The following is a 15,943-nucleotide window of genomic DNA, read 5'->3' on the forward strand; positions in this document are numbered from 1 at the left end:
AAGACTGCCATGCCGCGGGTGATGCTCCGCGCGAAGGGTGGCTCAGGGCACCCGTCCCGGCCCCCGTCCGACCCTGATCCCACGGACGGTCCCGCTGGACACGGAGGGCTCTCCCCGGGCCGGCCGGTCCGGCACCGGCCTCCACAGCGCCCTTTCACGCCCCGGAAGTCCGCTACGTGCCCCCGGCCGCTTATGTGCCCCCGGCGCTCCTTGGCGCGCCCCGACGGCCCCTGTCCGTCAGCTGTGAGCCCCGGCGAGCGTGGCACGGGCGCCGGGGCCCACCACTGCCGCCCACTCCCCCGGCTCCTCCGTCACCCAGTCCTGCACCCGTCGTGCGAAACCCGGCAGCCGCCGCCCCAGTTCCACCAGTCGCCGGTCGAAGCACGCCGCGCCCTGCGGCGTGCGCACCAGCAGCATCCCGGTGCGGTGCACCAGCTCCCTGGTGCGCTCCGCCGGCCGCCGCTCCGCGCCTTCGGCCGCGGCTTCCAGCAGCGCTTCCAGCACACGGGTGTCCCGGCCTCCGCTCTCCTCGTGGGCGCGGTGCGGCGCCACGTACGAGGCCTCCTGCGCCAGCAGCGCATCGAGCAGTTCACGGCGCAGCGCAACCGAGTCGCCACGCCCGGTCTCGGCCACCACGGCCGCGAGCGCGCACCGGACCGCCACAGGGGAGCCGGTCAGCAGCTCCACGGCGAGCGGGCGGAGCGCGGCGCGGGCGGCCGGGCCCCGTTCGAGGCGGCGGTCGACGAACTCCGCGACCGGTCGCGCGGCACGCTCCGGGCAGTGCCGGGCACAGTCACGGACGAGGTCGGCGACGCGGGCGACGAGGTCCGGCGCATCGGTGCGGGCGAGCATGCGCAGCAGGGCGGACGCCACCGGTGGCCCCGCGCCGCCGATCAGCCGGGCCCGGAAGGCGGTCAGCACCGGTTCGGGGTGGTCGGCGAGGGCGGCCGTGAACACCGTGGGCGGCAGCTGCGGGTCCCCCGCGACAAAGCGGGCCAGCGCCCGGTCCAGGAAGCGGGAGCGGGTGGCCGGGTCGCCCATCAGGAGCGCCAGCGCAGAGCCGTGGTGGGCGCTGTCGGCGCTCCGGGCGAGAAGGCAGAGCGCGGCGTAGCGCAGCAGGGCGCGGTCGGCTCCGGCGGTCACGTGCCGGGCGGCCCGCAGGCCGTACGACACGGCGGCGGCCCGCCGCTCGGGGCGCGCGTCGTGCGCCCACCGGTCCACGGCGCGGCACACCGCGGCCGGCTCGTCCTCGGCCAGCGCGTCCATCAGCTCGTCACCCCTGGGGTGCGCGGCCTGCACCAGCGCCTCTGTGAGGGCGTCGAGCGCCCGGTGGCGATGGGTGTGCAGCAGCGCCTGCGCCGCGGTGGCCACGGTGATCCCGCCGGGCAGGGCCTCTACGGGGTGGGCCGGGCCGCCGTCCGCGGCGCCGGGGCGTTGCAGCGGGCGGGTGTCGTCGAACCAGGCGCACAGCAACGGCTGCATCCGCTGCGGATCCGCAGACAGCAGTGCGGCCGCGGCATCGAGAAACCGGGGCGAGCGTGCCGCGGCGGGCCGGGTCCGGGGTGCGGGGACCGCTGCGGACGCGGTGCCGCCGCTGTCCGCCGGGGCGGGGGCGGAGCGCGGACCGCCGGTAATGCCCGGCCGGCCGTCGCCGTTCCGGTCGGACGCCGGGTCGTCGGCGGGGTGGACGCGTACCCGCGGCGGCGGCGCGAAACGGTGGCCGTTCCCCGGGCCGTCGGCGGATACGGCGGGGGACGACGGATGCCCCGGCTCGGGATCGGACGGCCCCGGCGGGCGCGACGACGGCAACCGTTCGGACCATGAGGACGGACCGGACGAGGCGAACGGACCGCACGACGCGGACGGACCAGGCGGCGAGGATGAACCAGGCGAAGGCGACGGGCCGGACGACGTCAACCGGTCGGGCAGCGATGAGGAACCGGGCCCCGACGCCCCCGACGGCCGCCCGGCCCGCGACACCGCCCCGGAGGGCACAGCTCCCGCGGCCCCCGCCCCCGCCTGCGCCCCCGGATCCGCCCCCGCGTGCCGCTCCGCGTCGGCCGCCCTCCGCCCCGCCCCGCACGGCGGCCCATCGGCCGGCAGCAGGCGGCGCAGCAGATCCATCCGGTCCTCGTCGGCCAGCGCCAACCGCTCCCAGAACCACGGCCCGAAGGCCTCCAGCCCCGTCTGCACGAAGCCGCCCGCCCGGAGGGACCGTTCCGTGATCCGGTCGGCGAGCAGCCGCAAGACGCCCGTGTACGGCCTCGCGTCGGGGACCCGGAGCAGCACACCGGACAGCAGATGAGCGGCCCACCAGCGACCGTCCACGGCACGCGCCGCCGGTGAACCGGCCGCGGGGGCGGTCCCGGGGGCGACTGCGGGGGCGGTCGCCATCGGCACCAACTCGGCCAGCCGGAAGGCCAGTTGCACCGTTCCCTCGCGCCTGCCGAGCAGCAGCAGTGCCTGGACGGCAGGTCCGACGCGGTGTCCGGGGACGGGCAGCAGGTCGAGGTCCGCATGGGCACCCTGCAGCCACTCCGCGAACGCCTCGTGGGCGAAGCGGAATCCGGTACCGGCCGGGACGAACAGCCCCTCGTCGAGCACCGCGCGGGCCCAGCCGGGCTCGCGCGGGAACACCTCCTCGAAGGACGTGCGGTCCAGCGCGCCGGGGCCGGGGCCGAGGCAGCGGCGGGCCGCCTCGTGCACCTGCCCGGCGACCTGGGCGGCCAGCCGGCGCACGGCGGTGCCGCGCGGCGCGGGCCGGTGGCCGGCCGCGAGCCGTACGGCGATGCGCAGGCACACCAGGTCCAGGTAGGCGTCGAAGATCTGGTGGCGGTCGGGCGTGCCGAGGACGGGCGGGCCGTCGGCGCACCGCCCGGGCCCGTCCCCCTCGGTGAGCGCCGCGCCGACCTCCGCGAGCAGGCGCAGGGCCAGCGGATGGCGGGCGTCCGGTGCGGCCGGTGCGCCGGACGGCAGGCCGTAGCGGCCACGGGCGCGCTCCGTCTCCTCCTCGGTGAGGTCACCGAGCTCCACGCAGGCGGGCAGCGCGGGCACCGGACGCAGCGGACGGTGCAGCACGCCCGGCGGGAAGAGCGCACCGGCCCGCTCCCAGTACTCGGGGCGGCAGGCGATCAGCAGCCGCACACCGGCACCGCGCAGCCAGTCGGCCGTCGCCGCGGTCCACCCGGCCAGCCGCTCCCGCTGCGCCAGGGCCGACGGCATCTCCTCCGGCCCGTCGAGAAGCACCAGCAGCGGACGGCCGGCCGCGGCCGCCGCCCGCGCGACGTCCTGGGAGGTGGTGTCCGCCGGATCACCGGCGGTACGGCCCTCCCGGGCGACACTCCGGCCGGCGGACCGCAGCGCGCGTTCGACGGCGGTACGCACCCCGTCGTCGTCCGGCCTCAGTTCCGCGCCGCGCAGCCGGATGGTCGCAGCGGGGGCGGGGCCCCGGGCCCGGCGTGCCGCGACCCCGGCCAGTTCCGTGCTCCGGCCGCATCCCGGCTGCCCCACCAGCCCCAGCACACATGCCGCCGCCGTCCCGTGTGCCTCCTCGAAGCGCGCGAACTCGGCGGCCGCCTCCGGCCGTTCGACCGGCTCCCACCGCCGTCGCGGCCGCTCGGCGGAGCCCGTCGACAGCTCGGCCAGACGCTGTGCGCCGGCCGGGTTCAGCTCGCTGCCGTAGGCCGGGACGGTCACCGCATTGCGCTCCAGCAGCGCGGCCAGCGCGCCCTGTGGTGCGGCCTCGGCGACCGCGCGCAGCGGAATCGCGAAGCCGCCGGCCCGGCGCCCGAAGGCGTTCTCGCCCGGGCGGCCGCGGCCGGGAGCCTGGGGGTGCAGCGCGGTGCCGAGGACGGCGAGCACCGCGCCGGTCCGGGCGTCCAGCACCGGCCCGCCGACCGCCAGGCCGCGCAGCCGCAGCGCCTCCCGGCCCCCGGCGCACAGGCCGAGCTCCAGCGTGTCGTCGAGGAGGTGGACGCGCTCGGCGGCCGTGTACATCACCCCGGAGCCCGGCCCGACGACCGTGCCGTCCAGCCAGCCGCCCGCCCAGAGCCGGGCGGTGGTGCCCGCGGCCGGCCGGGCCGCGGCGATGGGCAGCGGCGTGAGCCGGTGCGGTCCGAAGCCGCTGGCCCGGACGAGGGCGAGCCCGGCCTCCGGCAGGGGCGTCACGGCGTCGGCCGCCACCACGCAGGTCCATCCACCGCCCCCGGCCGCGCCGCCTCCGGCGCCGTCCGCCATGGGCTGCAGCACCAGTTGCGCGGCGCCGTCCACCGCTTCGTGGCTGGTGATCACGGTGCCGTCGTGGTCCGCGAGAAACCCCGTACCACGCGTCCGACCTGCCAGATCGCGGATCCGCACCAGTGCCGTGTCCGCATCGGCATCCAGCAATGCCATCGCTGGTCCTCTCACCCTGTGCCGTCCCCCGCACGGTAAGCAGGCGGTGATCGTCTCGACAGTGCCCCATGGCAACGCGCCCCCCTCCGCGCCTTGCTTCACTTCAAGCGCCTCACCGAATGAGTGAATAGCCGGAACCCCGCGCAGAAACGAGCGCCGGAGGGCCGGGAGGAACAACAGAACCGGAGCGTCGGGAGCGCGCAAAGGGCCGGACCCGGAAGCGCGTCGTCTGCGCGCCACCGGGCCCGGCCCCACGGGTACCTGCTCGCCGGCGCCCCTGGCCGACCCCTGATACGGCTGATACGGCAACTGCGGTACTAGACCGCGAACACCGCCAGGCTCTTCGCCTTCCCGCCCTGGTTCTCCACCAGCGCGAGGAACCGGCCGTCCGGCCCGAAGGCCGCGATCGGGCCGTTGCCCTCGAACAGCGGCATCGGGATCCGTGCGCCGTTGAGCAGCAGCCGGGCCTGCGCCTCGGGCACGTCCCAGCGGGTGAACGCCGCGGCGGCCGCGTCCCCGAGCGGCATGACCGGCAGGCCCTCCCCCTCGGTGTCGTCCACGGCGGCCTGGAGCTGGTCGAGGGTGCGCGCCCGGTCCAGCTTGTACGGGCCGACGCGGGTGCGGCGCAGCGCCGTCAGATGGCCGCCGACCCCGAGCCCTTCGCCCAGGTCGCGGGCGAGGGCGCGGATGTACGTACCGGACGAGCACTCGACGGAGACCAGCAGATCGGTCACCGGGGTGCCGTCCTCGGCCTCGGCCTCGTGCGCGGAGTGCACCAGGAACGAGGAGACGGTGACCGGCCGGGCCGGGATCTCCACGTCCTCGCCGTCACGGACCCGCGAGTACGACCGCTTGCCGTTGATCTTGATGGCGCTGACCTTCGACGGGACCTGCATGATCGCGCCGGACAGCCGGCCGACGCCCGCGTCGATGTCCTCGCGGGCGAGGCCGTGCGCCGCCTTCGACGCGGTGATCTCGCCCTCGGCGTCATCGGTGACCGTCGTCTGGCCGAGCCGGATCGTCCCGACGTACTCCTTCTCGGTCAGCGCGAGGTGGCCGAGCAGCTTGGTGGCCCGCTCGATGCCCAGGACGAGCACGCCCGTCGCCATCGGGTCGAGCGTGCCGGCGTGCCCGACCCGGCGGGTGCGCGCCATCCCGCGCATCTTCGCCACCACGTCATGCGAAGTGAAGCCGGCCGGCTTGTCGACAATGACGAGACCGCCCGGCTTGTTGCTCTCACGCTTCATTCTGTCGCGGTGCCCTCGTCGTCGTCCTCGCCCGGCTTGCGGTACGGGTCGGCCTCGCCGGCGTACTGGGCGCCCGAGGAGACCTCGCGCACCTTGGCGTCCGACGCCCGGGCCTTGTCGAGCAGGTCGTCGATCGTCTTGGCGTTCTCCGGCAGGGCGTCCGGCACGAAGGCCAGGGTCGGCGTGAACTTCGTCCCCGCCGCGGCCCCGACCGCGGAGCGCAGGATGCCCTTGGCGCTCTCCAGCCCGGCGGCGGCGCTGGCCCGCTCCTCGTCATCGCCGTAGACCGTGTAGAAGACCGTAGCCTCCCGCAGGTCGCCGGTGACCCGGGTGTCCGTGATGGTCACGTGCGAACCGAGCCGCGGGTCCTTGATACCGCGCTGCAGCTTCTGGGCGACCACCTCCCGGATGAGGTCCGCCAGCTTCTTCGCCCGCGCATTGTCGGCCACTGGTCCGTCTCCTTCTTTCTTCCACAATTGTGCTTCCACCGGCGGCGGCCTGCCCGGTCCGGGTCAGTCGTCGTCGCCGTGCAGCCGCCGGCGTACCGACAGCAGCTCCACTTCGGGCCGTGCGGCGACCAGGCGCTCGCAGCGGTCCATGACATCGGTCAGATGCCCCGTGTCCCCGGAGACCACCGCCAGGCCGATGGTGGCCCTGCGGTGCAGATCCTGGTCCCCGACCTCGGCGACGCTCACCGCGAATTTGCGGTGCAGCTCGGCGACGATCGGGCGGACGACGGAGCGCTTCTCCTTCAGCGACCGTACGTCGCCGAGAAGCAGGTCGAAGGACAGTGTCCCTACGTACATGCAAGACGGGTCAAGCCACCCGTGGGGCCTTAGGTGTCCGTTTCAGTTCGAACCGTACACGGAACGGCCGGGGCCGATCGACGGAAATAATCTCCGCCGACCGGCCCCGGCCGGCCGCCCGCCCATCGCGCGGCCACCACCGGGGTGGACCGCGCCACGGGCGGACCGCTGCACGATCAGCCGCGCGGCTTCTCGCGCATCTCGTACGTCGCGATGACGTCGTCGATCTTGATGTCGTTGAAGTTTCCGAGGTTGATACCGCCCTCGAAGCCTTCGCGGATCTCGGTGACGTCGTCCTTGAACCGGCGCAGACCCTGGATGTTGAGGTCCTCCGCGACCACCTTGCCGTCGCGGATGAGGCGCGCCTTGGTGTTGCGCTTGACCTCGCCGGAGCGGATGAGCACACCCGCGATGTTGCCGAGCTTGGACGAGCGGAAGATCTCGCGGATCTCCGCGGTACCGAGCTCGACCTCCTCGTACTCCGGCTTGAGCATGCCCTTGAGGGCCGCCTCGATCTCCTCGATCGCCTGGTAGATGACCGAGTAGTACCGGACGTCGACGCCCTCGCGCTCGGCCATCTGCGTCGCACGGCCTTCGGCGCGCACGTTGAAGCCGATGACGATCGCGTCGGAGCCGGACGCCAGGTTGATGTCGGTCTCCGTGACCGCACCGACGCCGCGGTGCAGCACCCGGATGTCGACCTCTTCGCCGACGTCGAGCTGGAGCAGCGAGGACTCCAGGGCCTCGACGGAACCGGAAGCGTCACCCTTGATGATGAGGTTGAGCTGCTGGACCTCGCCGGCCTTGAGCACCTTGTCCAGGTCCTCGAGGGACACCCGGCGGGTGCGCTTGGCGAAGGCGGCGTTGCGCTCGCGCGCCGCGCGCTTCTCGGCGATCTGACGGGCCGTACGGTCCTCGTCGACGACCAGGAAGTTGTCGCCGGCGCCCGGGACGTTGGTCAGACCCAGGACCAGGACGGGGGTCGACGGACCCGCTTCCTCGACGTTGTTGCCCTTGTCGTCGAACATCGCACGGACCCTGCCGTACGCGTCGCCGACCACCATCGTCTCGCCGACGCGGAGCGTGCCGCGCTGGACCAGGACGGTCGCCACGGCGCCGCGGCCGCGGTCGAGGTGGGCCTCGATCGCGATGCCCTGCGCGTCCTGCTCCGCGTTGGCGCGCAGGTCGAGCGAGGCGTCCGCGGTCAGGACCACGGCCTCGAGCAGCTGCTCGATGTTCAGACCCTCACGGGCGGAGATGTCGACGAACATCGTGTCGCCGCCGTACTCCTCGGCCACCAGACCGAACTCGGTGAGCTGACCGCGCACCTTGGTCGGGTCGGCGCCCTCGACGTCGATCTTGTTGACCGCGACCACGATCGGCACCTCGGCCGCCTTGGCGTGGTTCAGGGCCTCGATCGTCTGCGGCATGACACCGTCGTTGGCCGCCACCACGAGGATCGCGATGTCGGTCGACTTGGCACCACGGGCACGCATGGCGGTGAACGCCTCGTGACCGGGGGTGTCGATGAAGGTGATGCGCCGCTCTTCGTCGTTGACCTCGGTCGCGACCTGGTAGGCACCGATGTGCTGGGTGATGCCGCCGGCCTCGCCCGCGATGACGTTCGTCTTGCGGATCGCGTCGAGCAGCCGGGTCTTACCGTGGTCGACGTGACCCATGACGGTCACCACCGGCGGACGCGCGACGAGCATGTCCTCGCCGCCCTCGTTCTCACCGAAGTCGATGTCGAAGGACTCGAGCAGCTCGCGGTCCTCCTCCTCCGGGCTGACGATCTCGACGACGTAGTTCATCTCTTCGGCGAGCAGCTGCAGCGTCTCGTCGGAGACCGACTGGGTCGCCGTGACCATCTCGCCGAGGTTCAGCATGACCTGGACCAGCGACGCCGGGTTGGCGTTGATCTTCTCGGCGAAGTCCGTCAGCGAGGCACCACGCGACAGGCGAACCGTCGCGCCGTTGCCGCGGGGCAGCATGATGCCGCCCACCGACGGGGCCTGCATGGCCTCGTACTCCTGACGCCTCTGCCGCTTCGACTTGCGGCCACGGCGCGCCGGACCGCCGGGACGGCCGAACGCACCCTGCGTGCCACCACGGCCGCCGGGACCGCCGGGACGGCCGGCGAAGCCGGGACGACCGCCGAAGCCGCCGCCACCACCGGGACCGCCGCCACCGGGACGACCGGCGAAACCGCCGCCGCCACCCGGACGACCGCCGCCGCCACCACCGGGACGGCCGGCGAAGCCGCCGCCGCCACCGGGACGACCGCCGCCACCGGGGCGACCGGCACCGCCGGGACCGCGACCGCCGCCACCGCCGGGGCCCGGACGCGGGCCGGCCGCGGGACGCTGCGGCATCATGCCCGGGTTCGGGCGGTTACCGCCGCCACCGCCGGGACGCGGGGCGCCACCGGGAGCGGCACCCTGCGGACGGGGCATACCACCGGGGGTGGGACGCGCGCCGCCCTGGCCGCCGCCCTGGGGACGGGGGCCACCCTGGCCGCCGCCCTGCGGACGCGGACCGCCGGGACCGCCCTGGCCGCCGGGACGCGGGGCGCCACCGGGACGGGGGGCCTGCGGACGGGCCATGCCCGTGGAGCCACCGGACGTGAAGGGGTTGTTGCCCGGACGGGGGCCGGAGGGACGGCCGCCGGGACGCGGGGCCGGACGCTCGCCACCGGGACGCGGAGCGTTACCGCGGCCCTGACCACCCTGGCCGCCCTGACCACCCTGACCGGACGCCGGACGGGCCGGACGCGGGCCGGGGGCACCGGGACGGGGAGCCGACTGGCCGGCGGCGGGAGCGGCCGGCGCGGACGGCGGAGCCTGGAACTCGGGCTGCGCGGGGGCGGCCGGAGCGGGCTTGGGTGCCGGAGCCTTCGGGGCCGGCGTGGGCCGCGGGCCCGGGGTGGGGCCGGCGGCGGGAGTGCTCTTGGGAGCCACCGGGGCCTCGGGGGCCTTCGGTGCCTCGGGGGCTGCCGGAGCCGCGGGGCCCGGCTTGGGGGCGCCCGGCTTCGGGGCAGCCGGACGAGCCGCCTGCGCCGGGGACGGCGCGGACGGCTTTGCGGGGGCCGACTTGCGCGGCGCCGCGGGCTTACCGGCGGCGCGGCCATTGCCGCTGCCTGCCTGGAAAGCGTCGGTCAGCTTGCGAACAACCGGCGCCTCGATCGTCGAGGACGCCGAACGGACGAATTCACCAAGTTCTTGGAGCTTGGCCATGACGACCTTGCTCTCAACGCCGAACTCCTTGGCGAGTTCGTATACCCGGACCTTAGCCACTTCGCTCCTTCTAGGTCCGGGTTGTCCACCGGACCGTCGCTACTTCATGGGCGTACTCATCGCGTACTCATCGAGTGCTCATCGCAATCTCGACCTACTTCCGACTCGCGAGGTACCTGACCGCACGGTTTTCCGTGCGCTGTGCGTTTCGTGCTGCTGTGCGTTATTGCAACGGCGGCTGCTCGACGGGCGTCCGCTCGATGAACCGGCGCAGCGCCGTCGTGTCGAACGGTCCCCGGGCCCGGTAGGCCCGGTTGAACGCCCGGCGGCGAACCGCCAGGTCGAGGCAGACCAGTGTCGGGTGCACGTAAGCACCCCGGCCGGGCAGCGTACCGCGAGGATCGGGGACACACTCACCCTCGATCTCCGTGATGCGCAGCAAATCGCCCTTGGCCGCTCGCTCCCGGCATCCCAGACAGGTGCGCTCAGGGCATGCGCGGGCATGCGTCCGGCCAGACACTGCTTAAGTCTACCTCCCCGCGCCGGCCCGACCCCTATGGGGTAAAGGCGGAACGGCTGCTCAGAATTCCGGTCGGAGCGCCGCGGCACCACCGATTTTCGGGGGCCGCGGCGTCACCGTCCGTGGTGGAACGGTCTCAGTCCTGCGGTGCGGGCTGCTCGGTGTCCGGACGGATGTCGATCCGCCAGCCCGTGAGACGGGCGGCGAGCCGGGCATTCTGCCCTTCCTTGCCGATGGCCAGTGACAGCTGGTAGTCGGGGACGGTGACCCGGGCGGAGCGGGCCGCCAGGTCCACGACCTCGACCTTGCTGACCCGGGCGGGCGACAGCGCGTTCGCCACCAGCTCGGCCGGGTCGTCCGACCAGTCCACGATGTCGATCTTCTCGCCGTGCAGCTCGGCCATCACGGCGCGCACCCGGCCGCCCATAGGGCCGATGCAGGCGCCCTTGGCGTTCAGGCCGGAGCGGGTGGACCGTACGGCGATCTTGGTGCGGTGGCCGGCCTCGCGGGCGATGGCGGAGATCTCCACCGAGCCGTCCGCGATCTCCGGGACCTCCATCGCGAAGAGCTTCTTCACCAGATTGGGGTGGGTGCGCGACAGCGTCACCGACGGGCCGCGGACGCCCTTGGCCACCCGGACGACGTACGAGCGCAGCCGGGTGCCGTGTGTGTAGTCCTCACCGGGGACCTGCTCCTGCACCGGCAGCATGGCCTCCATCGGGCCGACGTCCACCAGCACGTTCTTGGGGTCCTTGCCCTGCTGGACGACGCCGGTGATGACGTCGCCCTCGCGCCCGGCGAACTCGCCGAAGGTGATCTCCTCCTCGGCGTCCCGCAGCCGCTGCAGGATGACCTGCTTGGCGGTGGTCGCCGCGATCCGGCCGAAACCGGAGGGGGTGTCGTCGAAGTCGCGGGGCTCGGCGCCCTCCTCCAGGTCCTCCGGGTCCTCCTTCGCCCACACCGTCACATGGCCGGTGTTGCGGTTCAGCTCCACCCGCGCCCGCCGACGGCTGCCCTCGGTGCGGTGGTAGGCAATGAGGAGGGCCGACTCGATCGCCTCGACCAGCAGGTCGAACGAGATCTCCTTCTCCCGCACCAGACCCCGCAGGGCACTCATGTCGATATCCACGGCTACGCCTCCTCCTTGTTCTCGTCGATCTTCTCGTCGTGCTGCGCGTCGTGCTTGTCTGTCTTGTCGGGCTTACGGCTGAATTCCAGCTCGACACGCGCCTTGGCGATCTCGTCGAAGGAGACGCGGCGGGTGGTCGGCTTGCGGCCCTTGACCCCTGGCACCTCGAGGTCCAGCCCGGCGTCGTCGACGGCGGTGATCCGTGCCACCAGCTCCCCGCCTTCGTGGAGTTGGGCCTTGATGAGGCGGCCGACGGCGCGGCGGTAGTGCCGCAGCTCGGTCAGCGGGCGGTCGGCGCCGGGAGAGGTCACCTCAAGGGTGTACGGGGCGCCGCCCATCACATCGGAGTCGTCCAGGACCTGGGAGACCTCGCGGCTCAGCTCGGCACACTCGTCCAACTGGACACCCTCGTCGGAATCGACCACGATCCTCAGCACCCGCCGCTTGCCCGCCGGTGTCACCTCGATCTCTTCCAGATCCAGGTCTCGCGCGGCGACGAGCGGTTCAAGCAATCCGCGCAGCCTCTCGCTCTGGGTCGTGCTCATCCGGGTGACTCCTCGGCCGCGTGTGCTGTTGTGGGTGGGTCGTGTGTCGGGTCAAAGCCTATCGGTTCCGGCGGGGTACTGACGATTCGGTGGGTGGTCACGGATACTCTCGCCTGCGGTGATCACGACGGAAGACCCGGGAAGTGCAACGTGCCGAAAGTGGCGCTCACACGCAGAAGGACCCTGCTGGCCGGCGCCGCCCTCGGGGGCGTGGCGCTGCTCACCGGCTGCTCACAGGACGACGGCCCCGGCCGGACCGAACACTCCCTTGCCGCCGACCGGCTGCGCCGGCGCTCCGCCCGCGACAGCACGACCCTGCTGGCGCGTTACGACGCCACGCTGGCGGCGCATCCGGCGCTGGAGCCGCGGCTGCGCCCGCTGCGCGGGGAAGTCGCCCGGCACGCCGAGGCGTTCACCGGTGAGCGGGCCGCCTCCTCCCCCGGCAGCAGTGCGGACGACGACCCGGCGCGCGATGCCGGTGCGCCCGCTTCCGGTCCCGCGCCGCACGGCTCCCGGCGTCCTTCCGGCCCCCAGGTCCCCCGGGACGAACGGGCCGCACGCACCGCCCTGGCGGACGCCGAACGCAAGCTCGCCGACGTCCGTGCCAAGGCACTGACCGCCGCGCCCCCGGAGTTGGCCCGGCTCCTCGCCTCGGTCGCGGCGGCCGGTGCGGCGCATGCCTATCTGCTGACGGAGCCGGCCGGATGACGGGCGGGGCAGTACGGCCAGGAGCAGGGACCGGCGAAGGGGTGAGCGGATGAGGGCCACAGCGGTGCACGGCAAGAACGGGCGCGAGGAGGCGGACGGCGGGAACGACGAGCTGACCGCGGTGCAGGCGGCGCTGGCCGCCGAACACGCGGCGGTCTACGGCTACGGCGTGGTCGGCGGGCGGATCGCGGACGACCGGCGAAAGGAGGCGCAGGCGGCGTACGACGGACACCGCGCGCGCCGGGACGCACTGCGCCGCGAGGTGCGCGACCTGGGCGGTACCCCGCGTGCCGCGGCCGCCGCCTACGAACTGCCCTTCCCGGTCCCGGACGCGGCCGCCGCCCTCCGGCTGGCGGCGGAGCTGGAGGACCGGCTGGCCGCCGTCTACGCGGATCTCGTACGGGCCGGCGCCACGGCCCGGCGCACCGAGGCGGCGGCCGCGCTGCGCGAGGCAGCGGTGCGGGCGGTGCGCTGGCGCGGCAGCGGCGTAGCCTTCCCTGGGCTCGTGGAGCGGGCCGCGGCCGCCACCGGCTCCGGCGCCGCGAGCGCCTCCGCGGGCGCGCTCTGAACGACCGGCCGCGGTGCGGTCACGGCCCAGGAAGGGGACGGCTCAAGCATGGCAACGGCACCCATCGAACCGCCGCAGCGGTTGGTGAGTTCGCTGAGCGGCGATCCGGAAAGTCCCGTACGGCAGTGGCTCGACGCCCTGCCGACGCTGGTTCAGCAGCGGCTGGAGGCCTGGGATCTGACGCTGGAACGGGTGCAGGCCCCCGGTGGCCGCAGCAGTCTGGTCGCCCTCGTACGGCAGAAGGACCAGTCGCCCGCCGCGCTGAAGTTCCCGGTGCCCGGGCGGGTGTCCGCGCATGAGGGGGCGGTACTGGAGGCATGGGACGGCTGGGGCGCGGTGCGGCTGCTGCGGTCCGATGCCACCAGCGGTGCGCTGTTGCTGGAACGGTTGCAGGGCGGGGTGTCGCTGCGGTCGCTGCCGGAGGCCAAGGCGCTGCTGGAGGCGGCCGGTACGGTGCGGCGGCTGTGGGTGCCGGCAGCCCCGGATCACGCATTCGAGACGCTGGCCGGGCGTACCGAGGAGGCCGTGGAGGCGCTGCGGACCGCCGGGGCGCCGGCCGAGGCGGGTCCGCTGGTGGACCGGGCGCGGGAGCTGCGACGCGCCCTGCCGGAGGGGTCCGACGAGCGGTTCCTGCTGCACGGCGCGTTCCGGCAGGGCAAGGTGCTGGCCGGTGAGCGGGCGCCGTGGCTGGCGGTCGGCCCGTCGCCGGTGGTGGGCGAGCGGGCGTACGACCTGGCATCGCTGGTGCTGGACCGTTTCGAGGACCTGGCGGCCGGGGCGGGCGCGGCTGCCGCGGCCCGCCGCAGGGTGGCCAAGCTGGCCGACTCCCTGGAGGTGGACCGGGACCGGTTGCGCGACTGGACGCTGTACCGGGCGGTGGACACCGGTGTACGGGAGGTGGCGGCGGGCGACCGGCAGCGCGGCGAACTGCTGCTGGAGTTCGCGGCCTGGCTGTAGGGGGGTCTCCCTGGCGGGATCCCCTGGTGGAATCCCCTGGTGGAATCCCCTGGTGGGACGGACGAACGGGCCGGCTGCCGGGGTGTGTTCCCGGCGGCCGGCCCGTTCGCCGTGCGGTGGTTACGCGCCGAGGCGGGCGACGGCCTCCTCGACCGTCAGCTCCTCGCGCTCGCCGGTGCGGCGGTCCTTGACCTCGACGACGCCCTCGGCGGCGCGGCGGCCGGCGACGACGATGGTCGGCACGCCGAGGAGTTCGGCATCGGTGAACTTCACGCCGGGCGAGACACCCGCCCGGTCGTCGACGAGGACCCGCAGGCCCGCGGCGCCGAGCTGCTCGCCGACCTCCAGGGCGAGCTCGGTCTGCTTGGCCTTGCCGGCCGCGACGACATGCACATCTGCCGGGGCGACCTCACTCGGCCAGCACAGGCCCTTCTCGTCGTGGGTCTGCTCGGCGAGGGCGGCCACCGCGCGGGAGACGCCGATGCCGTACGAGCCCATGGTCACCCGGGCGGGCTTGCCGTTCTGGCCGAGCACATCGAGCTCGAAGGCGTCCGCGTACTTGCGGCCGAGCTGGAAGATGTGGCCGATCTCGATGGCGCGGTCGATCTTCAGGCCGGTGCCGCACTCCGGGCAGGGGTCACCGGGCTCGACGACGACCACGTCGAGGTAGTCGTCGACCTCGAAGTCCCGGCCGGCGACGACGTTCCTGGCGTGCTTGCCCTCCTTGTTGGCGCCGGTGACCCAGGCGGTGCCGGGGGCGATACGCGGGTCGGCGAGGTAGCGGAACGCCTTGCCGGCCAGGCCCTGCGGGCCGACGTAGCCGCGGACCAGCTCGGGGCGGTCGGTGAAGTCCTCGGCGGTGACCAGTTCGACGGTGGCCGGTGCCAGGTGCTCGCCGAGCTTGCCGAGGTCGACCTCGCGGTGGCCGGGGACACCGACCGCGACGATCTCGCCGTCGACCTTGACCAGGAGGTTCTTCAGGGTCGCCGAGGCCGGTACGCCGAGGTGCTCGGCGAGGGTCTCGATGGTCGGGGTGTCGGGGGTGTCCAGCTCCTCGACGGGGCCGTGCGCGGCGCCGTCGGCGGCCTCGACCTTGACCGTGACGGCCTCGGTGTTGGCGGCGTAGTCGCAGGCCGGGCAGTCGACGAAGGTGTCCTCACCGGCGGCGGCGGGGGCCAGGAACTCCTCGGACGCGGAGCCGCCCATCGCGCCGGAGACGGCGGAGACGATGCGGTAGTCCAGGCCGAGCCGCTGGAAGATCTTGGTGTAGGCCTCGCGGTGCAGGGCGTAGGACTGCTCCAGGCCCTCGTCGGTGGTGTCGAAGCTGTACGAGTCCTTCATCTGGAACTCGCGGCCGCGCAGCACGCCGGAGCGGGGGCGGGCCTCGTCGCGGTACTTGGTCTGGATCTGGTAGAGGATCACCGGCAGGTCCTTGTAGGACGTGCACTGGTCCTTGACCGTGAGGGTGAAGATCTCTTCGTGGGTGGGGCCGAGGAGGTAGTCGGCGCCCTTGCGGTCCTTGAGGCGGAAGAGCAGGTCGCCGTACTCCTCCCAGCGGCCGCTGGCCTCGTAGGGCTCCTTGGGCAGCAGGGCCGGCAGCAGGACCTCCTGGCCGCCGATGGCGTCCATCTCCTCGCGCACGATGCGGGAGACGTTCTCCAGGACCTTCTTGCCCAGCGGCAGCCACGTCCAGATGCCGGCGGAGGAGCGGCGGACATAGCCGGCGCGGACGAGCAGCTTGTGGCTGGCGGTCTCGGCGTCGGCCGGGTCGTCGCGCAGTGTCTTGATCATCAAGCGGGACATGCGCTGGACCTGTGCGGCGTGGGCCATGGGAGTTT

At 73.8% G+C, this 15,943-nt stretch carries 12 protein-coding genes; 3 read left to right on the forward strand and 9 right to left on the reverse strand.

The features are described from left to right. Nucleotides 1-237: 237 nt before the first annotated feature. From D9V36_RS13050 to rimP, 8 genes are all read right to left on the reverse strand, one after another. Nucleotides 238-4,392, reverse strand: a complete 4,155-nt coding sequence (locus tag D9V36_RS13050; protein WP_129293922.1) for a hypothetical protein — start codon at nucleotides 4,390-4,392, stop codon at nucleotides 238-240. A gap of 317 nt (nucleotides 4,393-4,709) precedes the next feature. Next, on the reverse strand, nucleotides 4,710-5,639 hold the full coding sequence (gene truB, locus D9V36_RS13055; RefSeq protein ID WP_129293923.1) for a tRNA pseudouridine(55) synthase TruB: 930 nt from the start codon (nucleotides 5,637-5,639) through the stop codon (nucleotides 4,710-4,712). Next, the gene (gene rbfA / locus D9V36_RS13060; RefSeq protein ID WP_129293924.1) at nucleotides 5,636-6,088 is read right to left on the reverse strand and encodes a 30S ribosome-binding factor RbfA; all 453 of its coding nucleotides are present in this window, start codon (nucleotides 6,086-6,088) and stop codon (nucleotides 5,636-5,638) included. The genes truB and rbfA overlap by 4 nt, the downstream gene beginning before the upstream one ends. A gap of 63 nt (nucleotides 6,089-6,151) precedes the next feature. Further along, a complete protein-coding gene (locus tag D9V36_RS13065) occupies nucleotides 6,152-6,445 on the reverse strand; it encodes a DUF503 domain-containing protein (protein WP_033269483.1) in 294 nt (97 codons plus the stop codon). Between the two features lie 176 nt (nucleotides 6,446-6,621). Then, nucleotides 6,622-9,738 carry a translation initiation factor IF-2 gene (infB, locus tag D9V36_RS13070; RefSeq protein WP_129293925.1) on the reverse strand — a complete coding sequence of 1,039 codons (3,117 nt, stop codon included), beginning with the start codon at nucleotides 9,736-9,738 and terminating at the stop codon, nucleotides 6,622-6,624. 163 nt (nucleotides 9,739-9,901) lie between these two features. Next, nucleotides 9,902-10,198, reverse strand: coding sequence for a YlxR family protein (locus D9V36_RS13075; RefSeq protein ID WP_129293926.1), 297 nt, complete (start codon nucleotides 10,196-10,198; stop codon nucleotides 9,902-9,904). Nucleotides 10,199-10,334: 136 nt separating this feature from the next. Next, a complete protein-coding gene (gene nusA / locus D9V36_RS13080) occupies nucleotides 10,335-11,327 on the reverse strand; it encodes a transcription termination factor NusA (protein ID WP_129293927.1) in 993 nt (330 codons plus the stop codon). Between the two features lie 2 nt (nucleotides 11,328-11,329). Further along, nucleotides 11,330-11,872 carry a ribosome maturation factor RimP gene (gene rimP, locus D9V36_RS13085; RefSeq protein WP_129293928.1) on the reverse strand — a complete coding sequence of 181 codons (543 nt, stop codon included), beginning with the start codon at nucleotides 11,870-11,872 and terminating at the stop codon, nucleotides 11,330-11,332. Nucleotides 11,873-12,031: 159 nt separating this feature from the next. Here rimP and D9V36_RS13090 point away from each other — a divergent pair, with 159 nt between their 5' ends. From D9V36_RS13090 to D9V36_RS13100, 3 genes are read left to right on the forward strand one after another with little or no spacing between them, the layout of a single operon-like run. Next, a complete protein-coding gene (locus D9V36_RS13090; RefSeq protein WP_129293929.1) occupies nucleotides 12,032-12,580 on the forward strand; it encodes a hypothetical protein in 549 nt (182 codons plus the stop codon). Between the two features lie 49 nt (nucleotides 12,581-12,629). Then, nucleotides 12,630-13,148 carry a ferritin-like domain-containing protein gene (locus tag D9V36_RS13095; RefSeq protein ID WP_129293930.1) on the forward strand — a complete coding sequence of 173 codons (519 nt, stop codon included), beginning with the start codon at nucleotides 12,630-12,632 and terminating at the stop codon, nucleotides 13,146-13,148. A gap of 48 nt (nucleotides 13,149-13,196) precedes the next feature. Then, nucleotides 13,197-14,105, forward strand: a complete 909-nt coding sequence (locus D9V36_RS13100) for an aminoglycoside phosphotransferase family protein (RefSeq protein ID WP_129293931.1) — start codon at nucleotides 13,197-13,199, stop codon at nucleotides 14,103-14,105. A gap of 120 nt (nucleotides 14,106-14,225) precedes the next feature. Here the strand turns inward: D9V36_RS13100 and D9V36_RS13105 are convergent, their stop codons facing one another. Further along, nucleotides 14,226-15,935 carry a proline--tRNA ligase gene (locus D9V36_RS13105; RefSeq protein WP_129293932.1) on the reverse strand — a complete coding sequence of 570 codons (1,710 nt, stop codon included), beginning with the start codon at nucleotides 15,933-15,935 and terminating at the stop codon, nucleotides 14,226-14,228. Between the last annotated feature and the right edge of the window lie 8 nt (nucleotides 15,936-15,943).

The organism is Streptomyces lydicus, assembly GCF_004125265.1.
Taxonomy (GTDB): domain Bacteria; phylum Actinomycetota; class Actinomycetes; order Streptomycetales; family Streptomycetaceae; genus Streptomyces; species Streptomyces lydicus_C.

Excerpts from the sequence above, each read along its gene's own strand:
- D9V36_RS13050 (WP_129293922.1), bottom strand. The coding sequence starts at position 4,392 with ATGGCATTGCTGGATGCCGATGCGGACACGGCACTGGTGCGGATCCGC.
- truB (WP_129293923.1), bottom strand. The coding sequence starts at position 5,639 with ATGAAGCGTGAGAGCAACAAGCCGGGCGGTCTCGTCATTGTCGACAAG.
- D9V36_RS13065 (WP_033269483.1), bottom strand. The coding sequence starts at position 6,445 with ATGTACGTAGGGACACTGTCCTTCGACCTGCTTCTCGGCGACGTACGG.
- rimP (WP_129293928.1), bottom strand. The coding sequence starts at position 11,872 with ATGAGCACGACCCAGAGCGAGAGGCTGCGCGGATTGCTTGAACCGCTC.
- D9V36_RS13095 (WP_129293930.1), top strand. The coding sequence starts at position 12,630 with ATGAGGGCCACAGCGGTGCACGGCAAGAACGGGCGCGAGGAGGCGGAC.
- D9V36_RS13100 (WP_129293931.1), top strand. The coding sequence starts at position 13,197 with ATGGCAACGGCACCCATCGAACCGCCGCAGCGGTTGGTGAGTTCGCTG.
- D9V36_RS13105 (WP_129293932.1), bottom strand. The coding sequence starts at position 15,935 with ATGGCCCACGCCGCACAGGTCCAGCGCATGTCCCGCTTGATGATCAAG.